Source organism: Sphingobacterium sp. 2149, from assembly GCF_031455655.1.
GTDB lineage: Bacteria > Bacteroidota > Bacteroidia > Sphingobacteriales > Sphingobacteriaceae > Sphingobacterium.
In genome coordinates this window covers 128,929-151,136 of sequence record NZ_JAVDTD010000011.1, presented here as the reverse complement: position 1 = coordinate 151,136, position 22,208 = coordinate 128,929, and the positions used below count along the sequence as shown (strand labels likewise).

Annotated in this window: 23 protein-coding genes and 1 pseudogene; 12 read left to right on the top strand and 12 right to left on the bottom strand. The window is 37.5% G+C overall.

What is annotated here, in order from left to right; genetic code table 11:
* Positions 1 to 207 precede the first annotated feature (207 nt).
* Together J2X77_RS16820 and J2X77_RS16815 are read right to left on the bottom strand one after the other, a co-directional pair.
* Positions 208 to 804 carry a DUF3267 domain-containing protein gene (locus J2X77_RS16820; protein WP_209579630.1) on the bottom strand — a complete coding sequence of 199 codons (597 nt, stop codon included), beginning with the start codon at positions 802 to 804 and terminating at the stop codon, positions 208 to 210.
* A 254-nt stretch (positions 805 to 1,058) separates the two neighbouring features.
* Entirely contained in the window at positions 1,059 to 2,534 is a 1,476-nt protein-coding gene (locus J2X77_RS16815) for a serine hydrolase (RefSeq protein WP_209579631.1), read from the bottom strand.
* Between the two features lie 318 nt (positions 2,535 to 2,852).
* Between J2X77_RS16815 and J2X77_RS16810 the strand changes: the two genes are divergently transcribed.
* Positions 2,853 to 3,752, top strand: a complete 900-nt coding sequence (locus J2X77_RS16810; protein WP_209579632.1) for an SDR family oxidoreductase — start codon at positions 2,853 to 2,855, stop codon at positions 3,750 to 3,752.
* 50 nt (positions 3,753 to 3,802) lie between these two features.
* A complete protein-coding gene (locus J2X77_RS16805; protein ID WP_310081737.1) occupies positions 3,803 to 4,735 on the top strand; it encodes a helix-turn-helix transcriptional regulator in 933 nt (310 codons plus the stop codon).
* Here J2X77_RS16805 and J2X77_RS16800 read toward each other — a convergent pair.
* Complete coding sequence (locus J2X77_RS16800) at positions 4,732 to 5,346, bottom strand: hypothetical protein (RefSeq protein ID WP_310081735.1); 615 nt, start codon at positions 5,344 to 5,346, stop codon at positions 4,732 to 4,734. The genes J2X77_RS16805 and J2X77_RS16800 overlap by 4 nt on opposite strands.
* 402 nt (positions 5,347 to 5,748) lie before the next feature.
* Between J2X77_RS16800 and J2X77_RS16795 the strand changes: the two genes are divergently transcribed.
* The 3 genes from J2X77_RS16795 to J2X77_RS16785 all read left to right on the top strand — a co-directional run bounded on the left by J2X77_RS16795 (position 5,749) and on the right by J2X77_RS16785 (position 7,563).
* Positions 5,749 to 6,162 (top strand): MarR family winged helix-turn-helix transcriptional regulator, encoded by a 414-nt coding sequence (locus tag J2X77_RS16795; protein ID WP_209579637.1) that lies wholly within the window; start codon positions 5,749 to 5,751, stop codon positions 6,160 to 6,162.
* 80 nt (positions 6,163 to 6,242) lie between these two features.
* Positions 6,243 to 6,662, top strand: coding sequence for a hypothetical protein (locus J2X77_RS16790; protein ID WP_310081732.1), 420 nt, complete (start codon positions 6,243 to 6,245; stop codon positions 6,660 to 6,662).
* A 7-nt stretch (positions 6,663 to 6,669) separates the two neighbouring features.
* Positions 6,670 to 7,563 (top strand): alpha/beta hydrolase, encoded by an 894-nt coding sequence (locus tag J2X77_RS16785; protein WP_310081730.1) that lies wholly within the window; start codon positions 6,670 to 6,672, stop codon positions 7,561 to 7,563.
* 49 nt (positions 7,564 to 7,612) lie between these two features.
* On the opposite strand, the gene J2X77_RS16780 is transcribed toward J2X77_RS16785, so the two are convergent.
* The 5 genes from J2X77_RS16780 to J2X77_RS16760 all read right to left on the bottom strand — a co-directional run bounded on the left by J2X77_RS16780 (position 7,613) and on the right by J2X77_RS16760 (position 11,563).
* Positions 7,613 to 8,419 carry a class I SAM-dependent methyltransferase gene (locus tag J2X77_RS16780; protein ID WP_310081728.1) on the bottom strand — a complete coding sequence of 269 codons (807 nt, stop codon included), beginning with the start codon at positions 8,417 to 8,419 and terminating at the stop codon, positions 7,613 to 7,615.
* A gap of 198 nt (positions 8,420 to 8,617) precedes the next feature.
* Entirely contained in the window at positions 8,618 to 10,021 is a 1,404-nt protein-coding gene (gene lpdA, locus J2X77_RS16775) for a dihydrolipoyl dehydrogenase (protein WP_310081726.1), read from the bottom strand.
* Positions 10,022 to 10,083: 62 nt separating this feature from the next.
* Positions 10,084 to 10,680 (bottom strand): TetR/AcrR family transcriptional regulator, encoded by a 597-nt coding sequence (locus tag J2X77_RS16770; RefSeq protein ID WP_307186469.1) that lies wholly within the window; start codon positions 10,678 to 10,680, stop codon positions 10,084 to 10,086.
* A gap of 257 nt (positions 10,681 to 10,937) precedes the next feature.
* Positions 10,938 to 11,363 (bottom strand): DUF1810 domain-containing protein, encoded by a 426-nt coding sequence (locus J2X77_RS16765; protein WP_310081724.1) that lies wholly within the window; start codon positions 11,361 to 11,363, stop codon positions 10,938 to 10,940.
* Positions 11,364 to 11,410: 47 nt separating this feature from the next.
* A complete protein-coding gene (locus tag J2X77_RS16760) occupies positions 11,411 to 11,563 on the bottom strand; it encodes a hypothetical protein (RefSeq protein ID WP_310081720.1) in 153 nt (50 codons plus the stop codon).
* Between the two features lie 352 nt (positions 11,564 to 11,915).
* Between J2X77_RS16760 and J2X77_RS16755 the strand changes: the two genes are divergently transcribed.
* Both J2X77_RS16755 and J2X77_RS16750 read left to right on the top strand, forming a co-directional pair.
* Entirely contained in the window at positions 11,916 to 12,428 is a 513-nt protein-coding gene (locus J2X77_RS16755; RefSeq protein WP_310081718.1) for a ClbS/DfsB family four-helix bundle protein, read from the top strand.
* 250 nt (positions 12,429 to 12,678) lie between these two features.
* Positions 12,679 to 12,837, top strand: a pseudogene (locus J2X77_RS16750) (IS66 family transposase); the annotation flags it as partial.
* 198 nt (positions 12,838 to 13,035) lie between these two features.
* Here J2X77_RS16750 and J2X77_RS16745 read toward each other — a convergent pair.
* Both J2X77_RS16745 and J2X77_RS16740 read right to left on the bottom strand, forming a co-directional pair.
* Positions 13,036 to 13,752, bottom strand: coding sequence for a LytTR family DNA-binding domain-containing protein (locus J2X77_RS16745; protein ID WP_307186467.1), 717 nt, complete (start codon positions 13,750 to 13,752; stop codon positions 13,036 to 13,038).
* A 1-nt stretch (position 13,753) separates the two neighbouring features.
* Entirely contained in the window at positions 13,754 to 14,503 is a 750-nt protein-coding gene (locus J2X77_RS16740) for a sensor histidine kinase (RefSeq protein WP_307186466.1), read from the bottom strand.
* 425 nt (positions 14,504 to 14,928) lie between these two features.
* Here J2X77_RS16740 and J2X77_RS16735 point away from each other — a divergent pair, with 425 nt between their 5' ends.
* Positions 14,929 to 17,361, top strand: a complete 2,433-nt coding sequence (locus tag J2X77_RS16735) for an outer membrane beta-barrel family protein (RefSeq protein ID WP_310081714.1) — start codon at positions 14,929 to 14,931, stop codon at positions 17,359 to 17,361.
* 585 nt (positions 17,362 to 17,946) lie between these two features.
* On the opposite strand, the gene J2X77_RS16730 is transcribed toward J2X77_RS16735, so the two are convergent.
* Positions 17,947 to 18,324 (bottom strand): hypothetical protein, encoded by a 378-nt coding sequence (locus J2X77_RS16730; protein WP_310081712.1) that lies wholly within the window; start codon positions 18,322 to 18,324, stop codon positions 17,947 to 17,949.
* Positions 18,325 to 18,449: 125 nt separating this feature from the next.
* Here J2X77_RS16730 and J2X77_RS16725 point away from each other — a divergent pair, with 125 nt between their 5' ends.
* Positions 18,450 to 19,322 carry an amino acid racemase gene (locus J2X77_RS16725; protein ID WP_310081710.1) on the top strand — a complete coding sequence of 291 codons (873 nt, stop codon included), beginning with the start codon at positions 18,450 to 18,452 and terminating at the stop codon, positions 19,320 to 19,322.
* Positions 19,323 to 19,537: 215 nt separating this feature from the next.
* On the opposite strand, the gene J2X77_RS23790 is transcribed toward J2X77_RS16725, so the two are convergent.
* Entirely contained in the window at positions 19,538 to 19,657 is a 120-nt protein-coding gene (locus tag J2X77_RS23790) for a GNAT family N-acetyltransferase (protein ID WP_409050318.1), read from the bottom strand.
* Positions 19,658 to 20,118: 461 nt separating this feature from the next.
* Here J2X77_RS23790 and J2X77_RS16720 point away from each other — a divergent pair, with 461 nt between their 5' ends.
* Genes J2X77_RS16720 through J2X77_RS16710 form a run of 3 tightly spaced genes read left to right on the top strand, consistent with a single transcriptional unit; the run spans position 20,119 to position 21,978 of the window.
* Complete coding sequence (locus tag J2X77_RS16720) at positions 20,119 to 21,027, top strand: helix-turn-helix transcriptional regulator (RefSeq protein WP_310081709.1); 909 nt, start codon at positions 20,119 to 20,121, stop codon at positions 21,025 to 21,027.
* Positions 21,028 to 21,071: 44 nt separating this feature from the next.
* Complete coding sequence (locus J2X77_RS16715; protein ID WP_310081707.1) at positions 21,072 to 21,713, top strand: SDR family NAD(P)-dependent oxidoreductase; 642 nt, start codon at positions 21,072 to 21,074, stop codon at positions 21,711 to 21,713.
* Entirely contained in the window at positions 21,652 to 21,978 is a 327-nt protein-coding gene (locus J2X77_RS16710) for a hypothetical protein (RefSeq protein WP_310081705.1), read from the top strand. Before J2X77_RS16715 ends, J2X77_RS16710 begins: the two co-directional genes overlap by 62 nt.
* The last annotated feature ends 230 nt before the right edge of the window (positions 21,979 to 22,208 follow it).

The window sequence follows — 22,208 nt, the reverse complement described above, 5'->3', positions numbered from 1 at the left end:
TTGGTAGAGTCTGTGCAACCTGCGAAGGTATATCGCTGGCGATGTACTGCAAACTGCTACGACCGCTGCTTTGGTCAAATCGGTTAGTTTTGCTACCAGTACGCTGCTGGCCAAACTGGGTAAACGAAGATGATGAGTATAGCAAAATCAGGCGAATAGAAATACGCGTCTGATTGTTTAGAAGCGAGACAGATAAGCTCGACAACTCTATTGTCCGTTCAGGCCCTCTTTGGGATAAATCAGGCAGCCGATTTTGGAGGGATGGTCCTGTACTAAGCTTTCCCTACCTTGCCTGTTGAGCATAAGTATAATCATTAAATCTCCACCTGCTGCCATCGTAAAAAACAGTCCGAATGCCAACCACACTATATTGCCTAAAAACAGGGCGACTACCGAAGGTAATATGCCCAGGATAATACCGGGAGCGGCAGCACCGATCTGATATTCTCTCACCTTCAGCGGTTCTTTGCAATGACAGTATGGGGTGATGGACTTCCATAAGATGCCGAAGCGAATGGACCGGAATCCCGAGGCGGCATATCTGGACCAAGTTATGCCGTGAATAAGCTCATGTACAATCACCCCAGCAACAATAGTGAGGATCAGCGAGGCAATCCCAGCTGTACCCGACGGAAAAGCGGCTTTATAATTCGCAATGGAAAGCCTTTGCGGCCATAGAGCGTAAAAGGCAAGACCAAAGACCAGCGCAAATGGCAAGAAGTAGGCAAATGACCTAAGCTGCGCTTGAACTGGATTAATCGTCAGCTCCTGAGCATTTCCAAGATTCGGATTGGGTTCTTTCATACTTAAAAATAATAAAAAAAGTAGAAAGTCCTACTTTCTAAGTTCTTGAAGCGAAGAACGTTGAATAGCAAAAGATCTTTACTGATATGATAATTTCGAGGAAATTTACAAATGACAACAGAATCTTTCAATTCATGAAAATAGGTAACCGACCTACTGTAAATCTTTGTAATTTGCAATATCAATATTTGATCATATAAATAGAATATACAGTTCAGCAAATCCGTGAAATGTATTTTTGATCTGGAAATTCCTCATCTTTTACTTTCTAAAAATTGGCGAGCATTGTGATTTTTGGGATCAAGTTCCAGGGATTTGCTGTAATTTTTGATGGCTTCTCTGCGATGTCCGAGTAGTTCTAGCGTCTCTGCATAGCTATCATAGACATTGGCACTTTTTGGAAACAGCAAAGTGTTTAATTGAAAAATCTGTAATGCTTCCTTTTTCTTATTTTGTTCAATAAGCTGGTATCCCCACGAGTTGATTTCGTCTTCTGACAAATCAAATTCTTTATTACTACGCTTGATATTAGAATAGATTTTGAAACTATTTTGAAAATTATTTTTCAGAAGTCCCTGCCGTAGCAGCTTGAGATTTTTACTCAATCCAAAACCGTTTGCTATTTTCATATCTGGGAAATAATATCCTGCTATCTCATCAATGAACCATTCCGGATTAGAGCCCTGAAGATTAGTCAAAACGATTATCGACAAATTATCTTTAGGATAGACGAATAATGCAGAGCGCATTCCCCCGACAGGAGCCGCTGCGGGATGTTCATCTCTGACTACGGTCGGCCAGCCCAAAGCATAGCCATTAGTCAGTTTGTTAAAACCATCAATACGATCGTCGTTCAATTTTACAGAAGTTAACAATTGCTGGACGCTACCCTTATTTTTCAACAGCTTTCCGCTTTGTAATGCAATCAGCCATTTGGCCAAGTCCTCCGATGTCGAGGTTATACCTGTTGCAGTTCTGAAGAAGAGTGGGAAAGTGGCAAAGGCATTATGAAGCTTGCCGTCATTGATCCATTTACCGTCCACATTGACAATTGTAGAATATGCACCTGCACTATTGGGTATGATATCATTGGAGTCGCCGAACTGCGTAGTGTTCATCTTTGCCACCTTAAATTGATTATCATCGATAAAGTTAGTGAAATGCTTACCACTTAATTTAGTGATTATTCTTCCCAAGATATAATATCCGGTCTGATTATAGCTAAACTTTTCCCCCGGTTTGAATTGCATCGGTAATTTCTTTACCATCTCCCAGTTTCTCTCTTCTGTACCATCACCAAGAACCTGCTCTTTATCGTCTATATTGCTCGGAAGTCCGGACGTATTGCTTAATAATTGTCTGATGGTAATCGATTTCCATTCATTAGGAATATCGAAGATATATTGCGAGATCGGGTCATCCACCTTTAACTTGCCCTGTTCCTGTAGTTGCATAATAGCTACTCCCACGAAGGCCTTGGTCATGGAATTGATTGAAAATGAACTTGTGGAATCAACGGAAATCTGATGTTCAATGTTGGCAAGACCATATGCGGACAGCTTTTCTAAGCTGTTGTTTCTGATAACAGCAAGCTGAAGTCCGGGGATTTTTAACTTCAGCATCTTTTCTTTTATAAAAAGATCAATGCTATCCGAAGTACTTTGAGCAAAAACCTGTTGAGACAATGTGCTTGTAAATAGGAGTAAAATGATTTTGAAATAACTTTTCATATGGATATTATAAATGGTGAAACTAGGATAATGACAACTGGGATCTTTCATTTGTTACATTGTATTCCTCCTGTGAGTAACTTTTTCCTTTCAATATGCGCATATTACGTAATGGAGATAAAGACTATTAAAAAAATGCTAACGATCAATGAATTTGGAATTTTTGCAATGGTACAAAACAAAACATTTTTGAGAATAAAATATCTGAGATGACGAAATATTTATACAAATAATATCGTTCTGGCTACAACATAACTACTTTCGGATACATTTGTAAGTTTGCCAAATCTGAACTTTGGTTTATAAATAGTTTAGGATATGAAAGTATTTGTTACAGGCGCTACAGGTTTCGTAGGAACAGCTGTAGTACAGGAATTATTAAAAGCTGGTCACAAAGTTCTAGGTCTGGCAAGATCAGAAGAATCTGCTAAAAAATTAATTAACGCAGGAGCAGAGCCCCATGTTGGTGACCTGATGGATTTTGAAAGCCTAAAGTCAGGAGCCAAACTCTCCGATGCTGTGATCCATTTAGGATTTGTTCATGATTTTAGCCGTTTCCCGGAAATGTGCATTTTAGATAGTAAAGTGATCGAAGCTATCGGAGATGCGCTGGTTGGAACTGAAAAACCCTTTTTGATTACTTCTGGAACCGCGTTGTTTTCAAAAGATGGAATAACAACGGAGAATGACAGAGTGGTGAACCATCCGCATCCAAGGATTGCTACTGAAAATGCAGCGGATGATCAGGTTGAGAAAGGCGTAAATGTTTCGGTGATCAGATTATCTCCCTCAGTACACGGTGAGGGGGATGAAATAGGTTTTGTTCCATTATTTATAAAAATAGCAAAAGAAAAAGGCGTCTCAGCCATCATTCGCGAAGGAAAGAACCACTGGCCAGCTGTGCACCGCCTAGATGCAGCAAAGCTTTACCGCCTAGCCCTTGAAAAACCATTTGAAAAAGGAACTAGATATCATGCTGTAGCGGAAGAAGGAATTCAGCTTAAGACAATCGCTGCTGAAATTGCCGAGCGTCTCAACATCCCACTCATTTCACTGAATGCCGAAGAAGCTGAACAGCATTTTTCCTGGTTTACGCATTTTGCAAAACTCGACAATCAAAGTTCAAGTACGCTCACAAGGGAAATGCTGGACTGGACCCCGGTCCATCCGACTTTACTGGAAGATTTAAAAGGCTCATATTATTTTTCTGGGCTTTAAATATTTGTACTTTTGTTCTGATCCACATATACTAAAAATGCTGTAATGCCATGTCCGATAATAAACTGATAAGACTAAAGACCATTTCCGAATTTCATAAGCTTCGAGGATTGCCGGCTCCAAAGCACCCACTGATCAGCGTGATAAATTTTGAAGATATGACCGACAACACGAGGATTGGAAAACAAAGCTTGCTTTTCGATTTTTATCTAATTTCCGTTAAACGGGATATGGATCACAAGTATAGATATGGGCAGCAAGATTATGATTTTGATGAGGGAGTGATGTTCTGCATGGCACCGCATCAGGTGCTTAGTGTAATACGTGAAGAGCAAGGGAAAAATCCTTCCGGATGGATGCTGATGATCCATCCGGATTTTCTCTATGATTCGCCACTGGCGACATCGATCAAAAGATATGAGTTTTTCGATTATGCTGTGCATGAAGCGCTTTTCCTTTCAGAAGACGAGGAATTGAAGATGCAGCAGATCATCGAAAATATCAAACAAGAATATCAAGGAAATATTGACCGGTTCAGCCAAAATATTATTATCTCTCAATTGGAAACCTTATTTAATTACTCCCACCGTTTTTATCAGCGTCAGTTCATCACCCGCAAGAAAGCGAGCCACCAGTTTTTAGAAAAGCTTGAGATTTTTCTTGATAAATGTTTTGAAGACAGAGACATCATGCAGAGTGGATTACCAACGGTACAGCTGCTTTCCGAGCAGCTCAATATGTCGTCACAGTATATGCGAAGCCTACTCAAATCCTTGACTGGGCACACGCCCCAGCAGATCATTCATGAGAAAGTGATTGAAAAGGCCAAAGAAAAGCTTTCCACAACTGAACTAACCATCAGTGAGATCGGCTATAAACTGGGCTTTGAACATTCACAATCATTTAATAAGCTATTTAAGGCCAAGACCAATATGACTCCGTTGGGGTTCAGAAAGTCCTTTAAAAGGATTAATTCTATTTAATTTGATTTTTTCCAGAAAACAAAATTGGAGTAAAGCGTAGTGGCTACTAAAATAAATAGTGCGATGACATAAATGGTTTTAGATAGCATATCGTTTTTCGAACCAACAAAGCAAATGATGAGTAGGCTGCTTATATAAATTATACCTGCATTAACCCAAATTCTTGATACCTTTGGAGAATACATTTTTTTTGGTGAATCATAATCCGAATTCAATTCTGAGATTCTATTTTTATCCCAATAAAGGAGAATTAAACCCGCAAGCATCATCAAACTAGTGATTATCCAAGTACCCTTAAAGTGCATTGAAATTGTAATCATCCAGATATTGGCTGTTATGGCCAAAAAGAGAAATGTTCCAATTAATGCGAATCGCTGCGTCATAAGAAGGATTGCAGTAATTATCTGCATGACACCTAGAAAGTTATAATAGATACCGGAAAGATAGAGTACTTCAAAAAACTGCCCTATGGTACTGGTTGTAGGTAATTGAGTAAATCTTTCACCAACCATTTTTGTAAATCCGGAAGGGACGAATGCCAATGCAACAAGGTATCTGATATGAATAATCGTCCATTGGATAAATTTATTTTGTTGTAATTTATAAAACATATTATTTAACAGGTATTAGGTTAGGCCGATTAATTTGTCCTTTCCTTGTGCTTACGTCTATATTTGATGATTGCAGCGTGACTTTTTATTTAGCGCAAATTTATCCTAATTCAGCAAATATTGCCAATGGTTATAATTAACCAAAAAATATCCCACTAGTGAACCCTTTCCTTTGGTTAAAACATAAACTAGAAAACATTATGTCCATAAACCAAAAAACCTAAAGGATCTTTAACCGTAGAATTTCAAAAAATCAGCTGGGCTGTAGTACATAGGGCTGATACAATAAATCAACTGACCTCCCCGGAAAATAGGTCATGTCTAAAGTAGAGGTAGAAATGTTGAAATATTATTTTATATTTGCATGATACTTGACTAATCAAGTGTTATGCAAATTAAAATATGGAACTCAATATTATATTAAACCTACTGAAAGTTCAGTCTCTCATCACAAAGAAATTTGATGGCCTAAGCCTTCATGGAATTAGCCTTACAGATTTTATGATCCTGCATATCCTAAGCAGTGTTCCCGGCAATCGCTTAAAGAGAATTGATCTGGCAGAAGGCATTGGTTTAACGGCATCCGGCATTACCCGGATTATTTCTCCTATGGAAAAGATGGGGCTTGTTGTAAAAGAAGCAAATGAAAGAGACGCCAGAGTCAGCTATGTGAAACTCACCAGTGCCGGCGAACGTGTGTTTAAGGAAGCAAAGGTTACTGCGACTCAAACTTCTAAAAACATGTTAGCTGGAATATCCAAGAATGAGTTAAAAGTTTTCGCTTCTCATTTGAAAGGGTTAGGAGGAGACCTCTAATATTAAATATAAAAAACATGTCCAAAAAGCCGGAAACGATATGAAAGAAAAGCTGAGTAGAACGATTGATATATACTGATATGCTAAACAAAACCTATACTTACCCCACGTATGAAGCCGGAAGGCATTTGGCGTTAAAGAAGATTCAGGGTTCCATTGTGAACCTGATCCGGTTAAAAGAGTTCGCAGATTATTCCGATTTTCCCGATAAAGCTCCGGAAACAACGATTTCCGGTTATGAAGCTTTTATGAGTTACATACAACTCGCCAAACCATTTGTGGAGCAGGCTGGAGGAGAGATACTTTTGGTAGGAAAGGGAGGCCGATTTCTTATCGGCCCGGAAAATGAGCAGTGGGATATCTGTATGCTGATCAAGCAAAAAAGCGTATCAGATTTTTTCGCTTTCGAGCAGAACCCAGATTATATGAAGATTACAGGGCATCGTTCGGCTTCTATATTGGATTCCAGACTTTTGCCCTTAGAAATGCTATCATTTTAAACAACAGATGGGTTATATTGAACTAAGAAATGCCGCTATATATTATCAGTTATACGGTGCTGAAAACAAGGATACTATTGTATTGGTTAGCGGTCTGAATACGCAGATGACCCGCTGGGAAGCAACATTCGTTAAGATGCTTGCCGACGAAGGGTTCCTGGTTATCTGTTTTGATAACAGGGACTGCGGAAAAAGTACGTTTACAACAGATCGCCATAGCGATACGTTCAATTTTTCGCTGAACAGTTTTTTACAGGACCCCGAAAAATATCCTCCTGCTTATTCTTTACATGATATGGCAGATGACATCAGGGATCTGCTGCAATCGCTGAATATTAAAAAGGCGCACATTGTCGGCCGATCCATGGGAGGGATCATTGCGCAGTTATTTTCATCACGGTATCCGGCAATGACTCAGACACTAACGTTATTGATATCTTCAAGCTTTAATCCGGCTCTTCCAAAACCTGACGATGCACTGGTAAGAAAAATGACCCGCTCATCTGTAAATTTTGAAGATAATCTGGAAGCATACCTGAAAGAAAGAATAGACTTTATGAAAGCTATTTACGGCAGCAGATATATTCTCAATGAAGAAAAAGAACGGACATTAATTATTGAAGATCAAGTCCGGCAATCTTCTGCAGTCAGGCCTTATCGTCAGATCATTGCCCTCATCAGTTATGTATTTAATCCAGGTCTTCTCACAGGTATTCAGGTACCTGCACTGGTTATACACGGGGACGAAGATCCATTGTTCAGTATTGAACATGCGATTGATTTAAAAAACAAGATACCCGGCTGTCAGCTTATCATCAAAAAAGGGATGGGGCACGCGATACCGGAAGCACTGTTTCCATCATTGGTGCAGGATATTTCAAATTTTATAGTTGTATCATAATGTGCCGGATCATGATTAGGTAATTAATAAAGACTAAAAATCAGTGTTGTCATATATCGGTTTTTGTTGCTGACAACGCGTAAACCATCGGGATTTTATCTTCCAGATGAGCAATTCTGAACTTGCCGGGCTCAGACTCTACCGAAAGATCAAAGTTATTATATGGTGAATAGTCAAACTCTTCAAAATAGGTTATGCCGAGGCCGTTTTGTATCAGGCTGCTGATTACCTCGCCTAAGCTGTGGTTCCATCCAATTGTTTTTACTTCAATTTGCGCCGCTTTATCTGCGTAGGTTCCTTTTTCCGTTTCTATAATGGCACCGGAATTAAAATACTTGTATTCGATTTTTTCAAACCGGGAATCATACATCCACACCACAGGATGAAACTCCACAAAAATAAATCTACCGCCGGGTTTCAGGAACTTTGAAATCACCTTCGCCCACCGATCCAGGTCGGGAAGCCAGCCGATGGTCCCATAGCTCGTAAAAACAATGTCAAACTGACGATCCAGATGATTGGGAAGGTCGTAGACGTCGCTGCAGATAAACGATGCAGTGGAGTGGGCCTGCTTTGCCAGTTCGCGGGCCTTCGCAATCGCCACATCCGATAGATCAACACCCACTACCTCAGCTCCAAGACGGCTTAATGATATGCTGTCCTGCCCGAAATGACATTGTAAATGCAGGACAGAGGTATTTGAAAGATCTCCCAGTATATTCAGTTCGATATTCTTTAGCGAATTTTTGCCCTTTAAGAAACCGTCCACATCATAAAAATCGGATTTGATATGGGTTTCTGTGCGGTCATTCCATGATCTCCGGTTGATGTCTACGTAATTATCCTCGATATTCATGATTTATTCTGATGCGTTAAATTCTTAAAGATACTAAAATAGGTTATGTTTTGTTATCACGGAGAAGCATGTGGATGATGGGGTTTATTCCCGTAGCCCTTTCCACGCTTTCCGTCACGGATAAAAAGCATTCTGGGATAATCGTCAAAAGTTGCGAGCCTGATTTGTTGTGACATACTACTAAAATTGATGGTATACTTAAATATTCAAAGATGGTTTCCCGGCGGCGATGGTATAGGCTTCTTTCATCACTTCTGAATACGTCGGGTGGGCATAGCAGAGGGAAGCCATGTTACTGGCTGTTACTTCGTATTCCAGGCCGACAACTGCCTGTGCGATCAGGTCCGCCGCCCGGGCGCCGATAATGTGTACTCCTAAAAGTTCTCCATATTTCGGATCGGAAAGCACCTTTACAAAACCGTCAGGCTCCATACCCGCCCTTGCTCTGGCATTTACGGCAAATGGAAATTTACCAATAGAATACTCCAGTCCCTGTTTTTTTAATTCTTCTTCCGTAGCTCCTACAGAAGCAACTTCCGGCCAAGTGTATACTACCGAAGGAATACGGCCATAATTGATATGAGGTTTCTGACCATTGATTCTTTCCACCACAAATACCGCTTCTTCCTCTGCTTTATGGGCCAGCATGGCGCCGCCGATCACATCTCCGATGGCAAAAATATTTAAAGCTGTTGTCTGAAGCAGTTCATTGACTTTAATTGTACCGTCGGCATTCAATTCTACATTGGTGTTTTCCAGCCCCAGACCATTCACATAAGGCTTTCTTCCGACAGCAACGAGGATATAGTCGGCAGTAAGTTCCTGCTCTTCACCTTGTTTATTTCTGAAATAAACCTTAGCCGCCTTGCCGAGGTTTTCGGCTTTGTAGACGGCTTTTCCGCATTGTATTTCTACGCCTTCTCTTGTTAATATTTTTGCTAAGGTTACTCCCAGTTCACGGTCCATATTGGCAATCAGCGTGTCAGCATATTCTACAATGGTTGTTTTTGTGCCGATCCTATTGAATATGGACGCCATTTCTACACCAATCACACCTCCGCCGATGATCACAATGCGCTCAGGCTGTTCCTTCAGAGCCAGGGCTTCGGTAGAGGTAATGATCCTGTTTTTATCAATGGCGACCCCGGGAATCGTGGCGGGTTTTGATCCGGTAGCAATAATGAATTTCTGTGACCTTATTACGGTTTCCGTCTGATCAGCATGTAATATCTTCAGGGAATCATTGTTGAGAAAAGATCCCGATCCCTGTAGAACTTTGATCCTGTTTTTTCGCATTAGGAAATCAAGCCCCTGTATATTTTTAGCCACTACCTCTTTTTTTCGGTTGTACATCTGTTCAAAATTGAGCCCTAGGCCAAAAAACTCAATTCCATGCGCATTAAAGCTCTTTGCGGCTTCTGCATAATGATGCGTGCTGTCCAGCAATGCTTTGGTAGGAATGCAGCCAACGTTTGTACAGGTACCTCCCAATGTACTGTATTTTTCAACCAAAGCTGTTTTATAACCTAATTGAGCGCTCCTGATCGCAGCTACATATCCGCCGGGACCTGACCCGATAACGGTAATATCAAATTCTTCCATTGTATTGATCTAAAATTATATCTATAAAATAAACCGATTGGTCTTTTTTAAGGTAAAAAAAATTATGCTTCAATGCCTTTAATCAGTTTTTCTAAAAAGGACATGGCTATAGTAAGCTCTGCCATATGGCTGTTGACTTTCGCCTGCATGAACGCCCCCTCGATCATTGAAATCATGATCACGGCCATTTCAGTTGGATCGGTATCTGCCTTGATTTCATTCCTTTCTATGCCCCGCTTTATCTGGTTTTCAATAGACGTTTTCCAGAACCCCAGTGCTTTCTGTGCGCTTTCTTTCAGTTTAGGATGCGTGTCATCTGCTTCTGTAGCGGTATTTAAAATGGGGCAGCCTGCCTGAAGGTAAGGATACCTGAAATAATTTTTATAGGTATGCGGATAAACCAGCAACCGTTCTATTGAATGCTCCGTAGCGAGTATGCGTTCTTTCATATGCTGAGTGATCCTGGCGAAGTTATGGTCAAACACGCTCAATGCGATCTCGTCCTTGTTCTCGAAATTACCGTAGATGCAGCCTTTTGAAAGCCCTGTGGCGTTCATTAAATCGTTTATCGATGTGCCCGCATAGCCTTTTGTATTAAATACGGATGCGGTTTTCTCGATAATCAGGCGCTTGGTATTTTCAGATTTTGTAGTTTTCATGCAGCATAAATTATCATTTATGACAAAGGTAAACAAAAAAATAAAACAATCGGTCTTTTTTTAATTTAATCAAATCCCAGTCTTGTCTCGTATCCTTATTTCAGGATATTCAGCCGTGAAAACATAATCGGTCCGTCTTATTATTCTGGTAAGGTCCATATAATCAAGTTAAAATGGTTACTCGTTGTCCTGGAATATTGCTTATTCAAAGAAAAAGTTAATATATAAAAATAGCAGGTTTTTGTATGGAGATTAAATTAGCTTATATTTTTTGCCCTGATCGCCGATACTGTCCGCTTGTCAGCAACACCGTCAAAATATTTTTTGAGGACTTCATTAAATATATTTTCTGTATCGCTAACCATGGCAAATAATGTCATGCAGGAGCGCAACTTGAGGTAATCGGGATATCCGAAGATTTCCTCTGCCGTAAAGCCATCGAGCTGTAGGAGGGCTTCTGAAATTTCAATCAGGTGCTTCCCAAGAACGGGGTGGGCCAAATATGAGATTGCTTCAGATACACCGGAGATGCCATATTCGTTGGATATTGCACTACTTCCCAAACCCCTGAGCTGCGGGAACACATACCACATCCAATGGGAAGTCTTCCTGCCATTTTTGATTTCAGAAAGTGCCTTCAGGTAAACTTGGTTCTGGGCATCCAAAAACCTTTTTAATTCCATATAAGTTTGCGATTTAATATAAATTCCAATATACAAAATTAAGCAAATTATTTCTGCATCTTTTGCCTTGGAAGTCCGATTTCATGCTCCTGCGGATATGCCGCGCGATGCATCATGCTGACATCCTCGCGCAGATTTTGGTGCGCCATAGTATGCAAATCGGCGAAAGCTAAGTTATATAATGTGGCATTATAGTACATTTTCCCACGCTTATTGGCGACTATGCCGACGCAAAAATGTCCTATAATAACATTATGCAAAATAGCCAATGACATAGTCTTCACCAATGATGTTCAAAAAGTAAAAGATTTAGAGCAAAAAGAGCGTGCAATGTATGAAAAATTGTTTTTAATTTCAGAATTGAAACGCATTTACATTGCAAGACACTTAAAAAGATAGCCTTTTGATTTACCCTTTATAAGCACAATGTAAGCCATATAAAGAACACATAACCGCACCAGATTGAAAAAAGGTTGAAGCAAATCATGTCTTATTTTAAGTAAACTCTTTTATAGCTTTTGTAAATTTGGTAAAAATCTATTTTCGCAGATTATGGCTGTACCTGTCAATAAAGAAGAATTACAAAAGGCAATTGAAACGAATTACAACAAACTGAAAAAGGAATTATCGACCATTCCTGTTGAATTAACTACCACCACAGATTTAGAAGGACATGCAAAGGATACTACAATGAGTATCAATAATCTTATTTCTTATTTGATAGGGTGGGGAGAATTAGTGCTTAAATGGAATCGAAAAAAAGATAATAATGAGCTCGTAGATTTTCCTGAAACAGGTTATAAATGGAATGAACTTGGTAAGTTGGCTCAGAAGTTTTACAAAGATTATGAAGACATTGACTTTAATACATTGTGTAGTAAATTATATGAAACGGTTTCTGACATTCTTAATCTAATTAAGCAAAAATCTAATGCTGAATTATATGAGGTTTCCTGGTATGAGAAATGGACTTTAGGAAGAATGATTCAGTTTAACACGTCTTCGCCTTATACCAACGCAAGAGGGAGAATTCGTAAGTGGAAAAAAGAACGTAACATTAAATAAAAATCCTGTCCAAGCGGACAGGATTTAAACATTCAGAAAATCAATCCTGATTACTAAGGGATTTCTTTGTCTTTATCTTCGGAACTCATTGCTGTTTGAGCAATAGCAGCCGCCACCATTCCACCCCAATGACTCATAACCGGCTACGGTTATAATACTTTCACTTTCTTCGTTTTTATCGACAATCCACAAGGTATTGTAACTTAACGAATATTGATGCGCTCTGAATTGAGATTGCTTGTATTGGAGTTACAGCGGCAACCATGGGGCAGCACAGCGTTCAGCAATGATCTAATCGTTCTTTGCGATCTGCAAAAAACCTGAAGTAAACCCATATCAATGGCTAAAGCAAACTTTGCTCAACATAGCATCCACCAATCATAAAAATAGCAGTGATCTCTATCCGTAGAACTTTAAGAAATCAACACAAATGTAGTTCATAGGGCGGATACATCTATTGGACAGCGAACTGATTCAGCAAAATGTCCGAGCAGATATCATCCTAGAAAATTAAAAATCGGTAGAACCTATTAATAAAGAAACAGCTGAGATAACATAGGTTTTTGGGAAAAAAGCTTGAATCGGAGGATTTGCAGGAGATAATTATTCATAAGACCTTTAATTTCCACAGTTGAAAAAATTCTTTTTTATAGGAAGAACCGATCGGTATTACCTCATTGGAGATCTTAACGGTATCTTTCTCAACAGATATAATCCGATCAATTGACACAATATACGATCTATGTATTCGACAAAATTTATGAGACGGTAAAGTGGTTATAAAATCCTTTAGATTCAAGTATGTAATAATGGACTGTGTGGTTGTATAGACACATATATAATTGTTTAAGCCCTTTATATACAATATATCTTGTAATTTTACCTTGAAATATTTCTGTTTAGAGTCTCCTTTAATCAATATGTACTCTTTTAGAGATTCGGTTTCCTGGTTTGAACCAATCTGTAAAAGATGGTAGAATTTAGCTATTGATTTTTCGAAGCGTTCAAAAGTTATGGGTTTTAGTAAGAAATCAATAATGTCGTTTTCATATCCATCGATAGCATATTGAGAATAAGCTGTGGTGAAGATGAATTTGCATTTATTTTTACATAATTTTAAAAATTGTAAACCGTTCATTTCAGGCATTTGGATATCAAGAAAAATCAGGTCTATTTTTGAACCTTCAATAATTCTTAAAGCTTCATACACGTCGCTGCCATAATATGCCAATGAAAACTCTGGAAATTGGAGTAAGTGATTTCTTAAAATGTCTATGGCAAACATTTGATCATCTATTATTACGCACTGAATTCTATTTTTCATGTTATAAAATCAATTTAAGACGGACAGAATAAAGATCATTCTCTGCTGAAATGTGCAGAAAATGCTTGTCAGGTAATAGAAGTGCTAATCTACGTTTGACATTAGCCAATCCAATTCCGTTAGTGACGTCTTTTAAATTTTGATTAATATAGTTTAGAATCTCAAATTCCATCGTATTTTTTATTGCTGTTATTTTGATCTTAAGGGGAAATTTGGGGTCATCAACAATTCCATGTTTAAAAGCGTTTTCGATAAAAGTAACTAAAATCATGGTCGGAACCAGGATCTGGTCATCATCGATTGCCTTAATAAACTTATAATATATTCCATGATCAAACTGAGTCGATTGTAAGTCAATATAGTCTTGAACAAATTCTATTTCCTCATTTAAAGGCGAGGTCTGAACCTCAGATTTAGTTATAGTATATCGCATTGTACCCGCCAATTTTGAAATGGTATTAGATAGCCTTGCCGAGAGCGGTAGCGAGATAGCATACATATAATTAAGCACATTATAAAGAAAATGTGGGTTGATCTGTGATTTTAAAAGGTGTAATTCTGCTTCATGCACTAATGCCCTTAATTCACTATTACGTTTCTCTATTGTGAAGGTTCTAAAAATATGGAATGTGATAAAGCCAATGAAAAAGCTTGGTAGCGAGTAATAAAAATTATCATAAACAAAAAATAGAGGATTTAAATTCTGGCTTTTAGGAAAGTTTAAAAATCTCACAAAAATTTTCTCTTCCATCACATATCTAATTAGTACACATATTAGATTTAAGCTTATTATCTGAACAGCTATTAGCCCCCATCGCTTTCTTTCCCAATTTTTTGGGAATATATACATCGAAGTCAATAATATGATAATCAATAAAATTATCTGAGATTCTATAATTAAAGTGATGCCTATCAAAGAGGCTTTATTAAATACAATAGCGCCAAATAGCAAATACAGGAATGATAAGATCCAAACCAATAATACTATTTCATATTTTTTTTGAATCATAATTGCAGATGTTGTTTGATAAATTAATAGGGGTTAGCATATGCACGATATCGTGTTTAAAGTTAATAGGAAAAAAATAATTCAATTCACCATTTGCGTAAAATATTGCTATGTTAACGTAAAAGATTTTAATCCTAAGCATGGTCGTAGCTAATTTTAAAATAAAAATGGCTATCAGATTTATTTTTGCTTCTACACTTCTTATTTTATCTACTGTTTTGTTGCCCATAAGATCCTCTTCGCAGGAGCGGATGCTTAAGAAAACTGAAAAGTTAGTATACGGACATATTGAGGATTCGACATCTCAACAACCTCTACAGTTTTCAAATGTAAGTGTCTCTCATAAAGGAAATCGTCTAATTTCTGTGGTGTCCGATAATACTGGGAAGTTTGAATTTCGATTAGATTCAGTTGAGTATGTCGATGTAAAAATTAGTTTAGTTGGTTATAGGGAGAAATATTTGAAAAATATTAAAATAACAAATGATACCATCAAACTGAGTTTAAGTACGATATATCTTGAAAGTGAGAATGTGCTGGAAACAGTTTTTATTACGAAAAGAGTTCCAGTCATTGAGAACAAATTAGATAAAATGATCTATCATGTTTCGAATGATCCTTCCTTGCTAGGAACGACAGGTGAGGATGTTTTTAAAAAGTTACCAATGGTGTCACTTGGTTATGATGGAAAAGTTGCACTTCGGGGTAATCAACATGTGAAAATTCTTATTAATGGTAAGCCATCAGGAATTATGAGTGGAAATATATCTGATGCCCTACGCATGATACCTTCTAGTCAAATTAAATCAGTTGAAATTATGACCAATCCTTCATTAAAGTACGATGTTGAGGGGGGAGGGGGAATAATTAACATCGTTACAAACCGATTAACGGTACAGGGATTGAACGGCGGAGTGGCCGCAACAATTGGAACGCGACAAAGTAACCAGAGTAGTAATTTAGCAGGACGCATTGGCCATTTCGGAATTACAGGTAGTTTCGGTAATTCATGGAGTTATCCAATTGCCAGTGTATTTACGACTGAGAATTTAACACCCCAGAAGGAAAGAGTTTTTTCTCAAAAAAATGATAGTAGAAATCGAAGGAATGGAACTCAGTTTGCTATTGCTATGGATTATTCTTTGGATTCACTTAATATGTTAGTTGCGAATGTAAATTTTAATAATCTAATTATCGTAACAAATAACAAGATTCATAGTCAATATGTAGAAAATGAATTTGACGGAAATGTAGATAATAAACAACCTATAGGAAATTTTGATTTTAGTACAGATTATATTAGAAAGTCCGGATCTAGTGGTAGAGAAATGAGTTTGTCATTTCAATACCTAAAAAGTAGGAACGACTTAAAGTACGATTCTAATTATGGCAATCAAGTAGAATCTGGCAGAAATCTTGGGAGCAATTATGAATATACAGCACAATTGGACTTTAAATATCCAATTAACTCTCTTTCGCTAGATTTTGGAGCAAAAATAGTAGATCGAAATATTAACTCAGTCGTTAACATAAATACCTCGGGCATAGATGGAAGTATTCAGCATGATAGTAATCGAAGTTACTCGTTTAAATATCATCAAAATGTTATGGCGGGATACGCTACAGCTCGAATGCCGATTGGAGAGTCATTTCATATTAGTGGGGGAGTAAGATGGGAAAAAACCATTTTAAAAGGAGACGAAACGAGTAATTCATCTGATTTTTTAAATAAATCGGATAATCTATTTCCTAATATAGCTTTTTCCTATTCATATTCGAAGAATTCAACCTTTAAAATTCTATACGGAAAAAGAATACAGCGACCTAGCTTATATTATCTAAATCCTTTCAGAAATAATACGGATAGAACAAATCAGATTCAGGGTAATCCAAGGCTTAAATCAGAAATTATTCATAATATCGAGATTGGTGGAGATTTTAATTTCTTTAAGGATAATGGACAAATTAATGTTTCCCTTTATTATAAGAACACCAACGATATAATTGAGCCAGTTGCACAAAATATTATTGAAAATGGTAATATAGTAATGTTGCAAACATTTGAAAATATTGGAAGAAACAAAAATTTTGGAACCAATTTTTATGGGTCTTTAAAATTTCTCAAGAGGTTTAATTTAAAGGCTAATCTGGATGTTTATACGTATGCAAACTCTCCCTATAAAGATTTTTTACATTCCATAAAAGAATTGAATAAAACCTTTATAATTTATAAAACCTTTATAGGAATGGATATAAATTTGGGAAGAGGTTATACCTTTGATTCATATCTATTTTATGATTCTCCGCAAAGAACATTTCAAGGTGAGTTCGCAGCGTTCAACTTACTGAATATTTCATTCAAGAAAAAGATTTTGAAAGATGCGGCAGTTGTTGGAATTACAATTGTTGATCCTTTTAATAATATTAAGAACTTAGGAAATTATTCGGAGTCACCAAACTTTATTCAAACGGGGAATTTTTCCATACCTTTCCGCTCTTTTGGGCTTTCATTATCCTGGCAATTTGGTAAAAATAAATCTAATGCATATCAATCGAAAGAGAAGCAAATAAGAAATGATGATCAAAAATTATCAACATAGTCGATATTATGAAAAGTAAGCTGTCGTAGAGGACTATTATGGGATTTCTCTTCCGGGTTATTAGGTCGTCAAAAAAAATCTGATAAGCTGGCTCAGATTCGTCAAATCGTGGAAACCAATGATTTGGCAATTCATTGTAGCGATAATCGTTGTAATCGGCATTTATTACGTTTATCAATTTTGCCAAATCATCATTTGCGTTTGGTTGATAATAATAATCCTCATGTGTTGAAAAATTTATAGATGTACGGTTTTTAATATTTTCAACGAAAGTACCAGCCGTGAAAATTTTTGGATAAGTGTTAAATCCGTAAAAACTTTCAAATTGTGTTTGTTGTTTCATCAGATATGAAAACGACCCTGTTGCTCCGTTAAAATGTCACGAAATGAAAACTATATTTTTATCAACGTTTACTGCTTTCTTGATACTTTCAAGCATTTCGGGAATTATAAAAAAGTCCTCATTTGATGTCATCCAATTGTATTGCCTGCTCCCTTTTGGAAAGACTAAAATGAAATTATTCTGTTTTATAATCTGCAAAATTTAAATTTTCATAAAATTGTTGAAGACCTAGAAAGCAACTTTTATTTTATTCGTCGAAGCATATTAATTCTTCGTCCGTTTGTTTCTAATTGTGTTCTCAACTCTTCTAACTTTTTATCTACAGTATCAATTTTATAATTGGATTGCTCTACCAATTTATCATTCACAAATTTCATTTTAGTAGTAACCATTACTCCTTTAATATCTTCTAAATAATAGAGACTTTCAATAATATCATTACCTTCCTTTTTCAAATCTTTATTGATGGGTTGTCCATACTTGGAAATAAACGCAGCTTTATTCGATCCTAGTTCATCAGCCTTAACAAAAACACTGCTATCTTGAAACTTATAATATTCCTTTCGCGTAGAGCAGGAAATTAATACTATGGCTGATAAAATTAAAATAATAAATCTCATAATCCTTGTGTTTACAATATGAAACTTAAATATAAGCAATGAAAAGCGAAATTTTAAGCTAAAAATATTATGAGCATAGTGGGCATTTTGATGGCCTTGCGCTGGAATATCTGTATGAAGCCTGTATGGAATTGAATGAACAGGGCTGCGAGATTATTTTGCCGGGTATCACCGAAATTTCCCTTATTGTAGAACAGCTATGGAAAAGGGGGATTCCGATTGTCGATGTAAACCAAATTTATGCAGATTATGCTTTAGTGAATGAAAATGCCAATCCTCACAAGGCGTTCAAGTTGGGTATCTTGGGCGGGGTTGGACCCTCTGCAACTGTAGACTTTATGAGCAAGATAATACAGAACACGCCTGCCAAAAAAGACCAGGAACACATAAAGATGGTCGTGGAGCAAAACCCGCAAATTCCAGACAGAACGGCGAACCTCGTGTATCATGAAACAGACCCAACAATAGCTATGTTCTCTACCTGCAAAAGACTGGAGGCCGAGGGCGCAGATGCAATCGCTATTCCATGCAATACCGCACATGTCTTTGTAAATAGCATTCAGGAGCATCTTAATATTCCCATCATCAATATGCTTACCACAACGGCAGAACATATAAGGGAACATTTTGGGCTACAAATCAAAGTAGGACTGTTGGCTACAAGCGGAACCATACAGAGTAAAGTTTATTACGATGTTCTAAAGGAGTTCGGTTTTGATGTGATTGTGCCGGATGTGCAGCATCAGGGCTATGTAATGGAGAGTATCTATGGAAACGATGGTGTGAAAGCAGGATATACCGATGGTAATTGCAGGGATAACATTGTAAAAGCAGCAGATTTCCTAATTGATAAAGGTGCTGAAGTTATTATACTTGGATGTACTGAACTCCCGCTAATTTTTCCAAACGAAAGTGACATTATAAAAGATTGCGGAAAAATACCATTAATTGACCCTACATTGGTCTTGGCAAAGAAAATCGTGAGTATGGCGATTTAAAAATGCAAAGACGGCCCCGATTATAGGTGATCTCTCTTTTTTACTTTTGATAAGTTATTACCACTTTTAGGCGACATTATTAAATCAAAAATTTATCTACTTTTCGTTGGCGAAATTTTTGATGATTGGTGAAAAGAAGCAACAGTGGATCAGCGACAAACCATAGAAAATAGCAACACCATAGATTAACCCGCAGCAGGCATTAATAATAATCATTAATGGTTCTGGACAATGATAGTTATGATCTGTAAAGTTTTTTCTGCAATATTTTCAATGTGTTTAAGAAGTTTGTAACCCAAGCCCTTGTTTCTGTAGTCATGATGGACCCAGAGAATGTTTATTTCAAGCCCGAGTTAACAATCTATTCCACCTAAAATTCCTCCTATTTCCTGACCATCCTCATTTTTAGCTATCATTATCAAACCATGTAGATTTTTGGAACGGAGAATGCTATGTAACACTGTAGTGCGAGCAATTTGTACGGAATAAATTTGAAAATCTTATGAGATCTAGTTATTTGATAGGCTATTATTGATATAGACAAAATTTGCTGAAGGAGTGGAAGGATGATTGATTATGGCTTTACTTTAGACTATTATTTTTTATTAATACAAAAAAAGATATGTTTTTGTCAGTTTGGAAACAATCTTCATCGGTTTGGAAACAACTCAATTCGTTTTTTAGTGCATCTTTGCCATATGAGATAATAAGATTTCAAGAAGTATGTTAATATGACAACAGAAACCATTGTATAAAAGTCGAATTAGAGCGGTAAAAATTATTAAAAATAATACTAATGCAACTTATAAACTCCATTTCAGAATTTCACAATTTACTTGCGCTTCCTGCACCATTACATCCACTGGTGAGCGTGATCGATATTACGGGAGTTAATCCATTGGAAAGTGGAGTTTGGGCGAAGTTCGCTGTCAATTTCTATTCCGTTTCTATAAAACATGATGTGAAGCTAAAAGTAAAATACGGTCAGCAATATTATGATTTTGATAAGGGAGTAATGACCTTTTCATCCCCGAAGCAGGTGCAGGCCGTTGAACTTGATCCTCTTAAGCCAGTTCAGGATTTCGGAAGTGGAAAGATGCTTTTGTTTCATCCGGATTTCCTATATGGGCATTCTCTCGGCAGCACCATCAAAAATTATGGTTACTTTTCCTACGAGTTCAATGAGGCCTTGCATCTCTCAGAAAAAGAAGAACAGAGCGTTACGGAGATTTTTACAAAGATCACCAATGAGTATCAATCTATCGACATCCATACGCAAAACATTATCCTGACACAGATTGAGTTGATGCTTCAATACTGTGACCGTTATTATCAACGACAGTTTATCACTCGAAAGAAAGCCAGCAGCACATTGCTGGTAAGGTTTGAAGAAATAGTAAATCGCTACTTTGATTCAGGCAAGGCTATGGAGAGAGGCTTACCATCGTTGGAAGATATTGCATCAGAAGTCAACATATCTCCAAGATATATGAGCGATATGCTTCGCACACTCACCGGGCAGAGCGTCCAGCAGCACATACAGGATATAATTGTTACAAAGGCTAAAGAAAAGCTTTCGACCACCAACCCTTCTGTTGCAGAGATTGCATATGAGTTAGGCTTTGAGCGGCCACAATCTTTTAATAAGTTGTTTAAGAACAAAACGAATTTTACTCCGCTTGCATTTCGGGCAAGTTTTAATTAGATCTCATTCAATCACAATAGAAACAATATATAATACATAATATCATGAAAAATTGGACAGCAGATAACATCCCGGATCTATCTAACAAGAGGGTACTCATTACCGGGGCTAATTCTGGGATTGGTTTTGAAACAAGTGTTGTATTGGCAAAAAAGGGAGCTCATTTAATTATGGCCTGCCGTAATCAACAAAAGGCAGAGGAAGCAGAAAAGAAGATCATTGACATCGTTCCGGATGCCAAAATTACTTTGGTTACCTTAGATCTAGCAGACCTAGACTCAGTGAGACAATGCGCGGATGTTGTGCTAAAATCACATCAAAAGCTTGATGTGCTCATCAATAATGCAGGCGTGATGGCTACTCCGTATTCCACAACAAAGCAAGGGTTTGAAATACAGTTAGGTAGCAATTATTTGGGACACTATGCATTAACAGGTTTATTGTTACCACTCTTAAAATCAACGCCAGGTTCGCGTATTGTGTCGCTTTCAAGTTCAGCAGCTAATTTTGCACAGATCGATTTTGCCGATATCCTGACTGAACGCAAAAAGTATAAGCCTTATGAAGCTTATGGACAGGCAAAACTAGCAAACCTAGTTATTCGCATTAGAACTTGCGCGGAAGTTGGAAGCATCTGGCTCAAAGACGATCTCTGTTGCAGTCCATCCAGGAGTTTCACCCACTAATTTACAACGGACAAGCGGTTTTCTGATTGGGAAAATCATTACGCCCCTAATTTCGCAACCGGCTGACAAGGCCGCTTTAGCATCTCTGCTTGCGGCTACAGACCCTATGGTTAAAAATGGTACATATTGGGGGCCCTCAGGCTTTATGCATGTTAAAGGTTCACCTGGAGCTGCATCTATTCCCAAACAGGCAAAGGATTTAAATACAGCTAGCAGGCTCTGGAAGGTTGCAGAAGATCTGACTGGTGTAAAATATAAATTTTAATGGTTTAAAAAAGCTTACTTATGTTTATATGAAACTTTTCTGGCCTGTTTTTATGAAGGCGGAATTTATATGTTTAAATCGTAAATTCAACCATAAGTGATGGTATCACCTGCAATATAAACAATTTCGTTTTCAATCAATGGCTTAAAGAAAATCTCAGCGGTAAGTTTGCCAATATTATCGGGTGTCGTCAATCTTACTGCTGTATTCCATCTACCAATAATGTATAG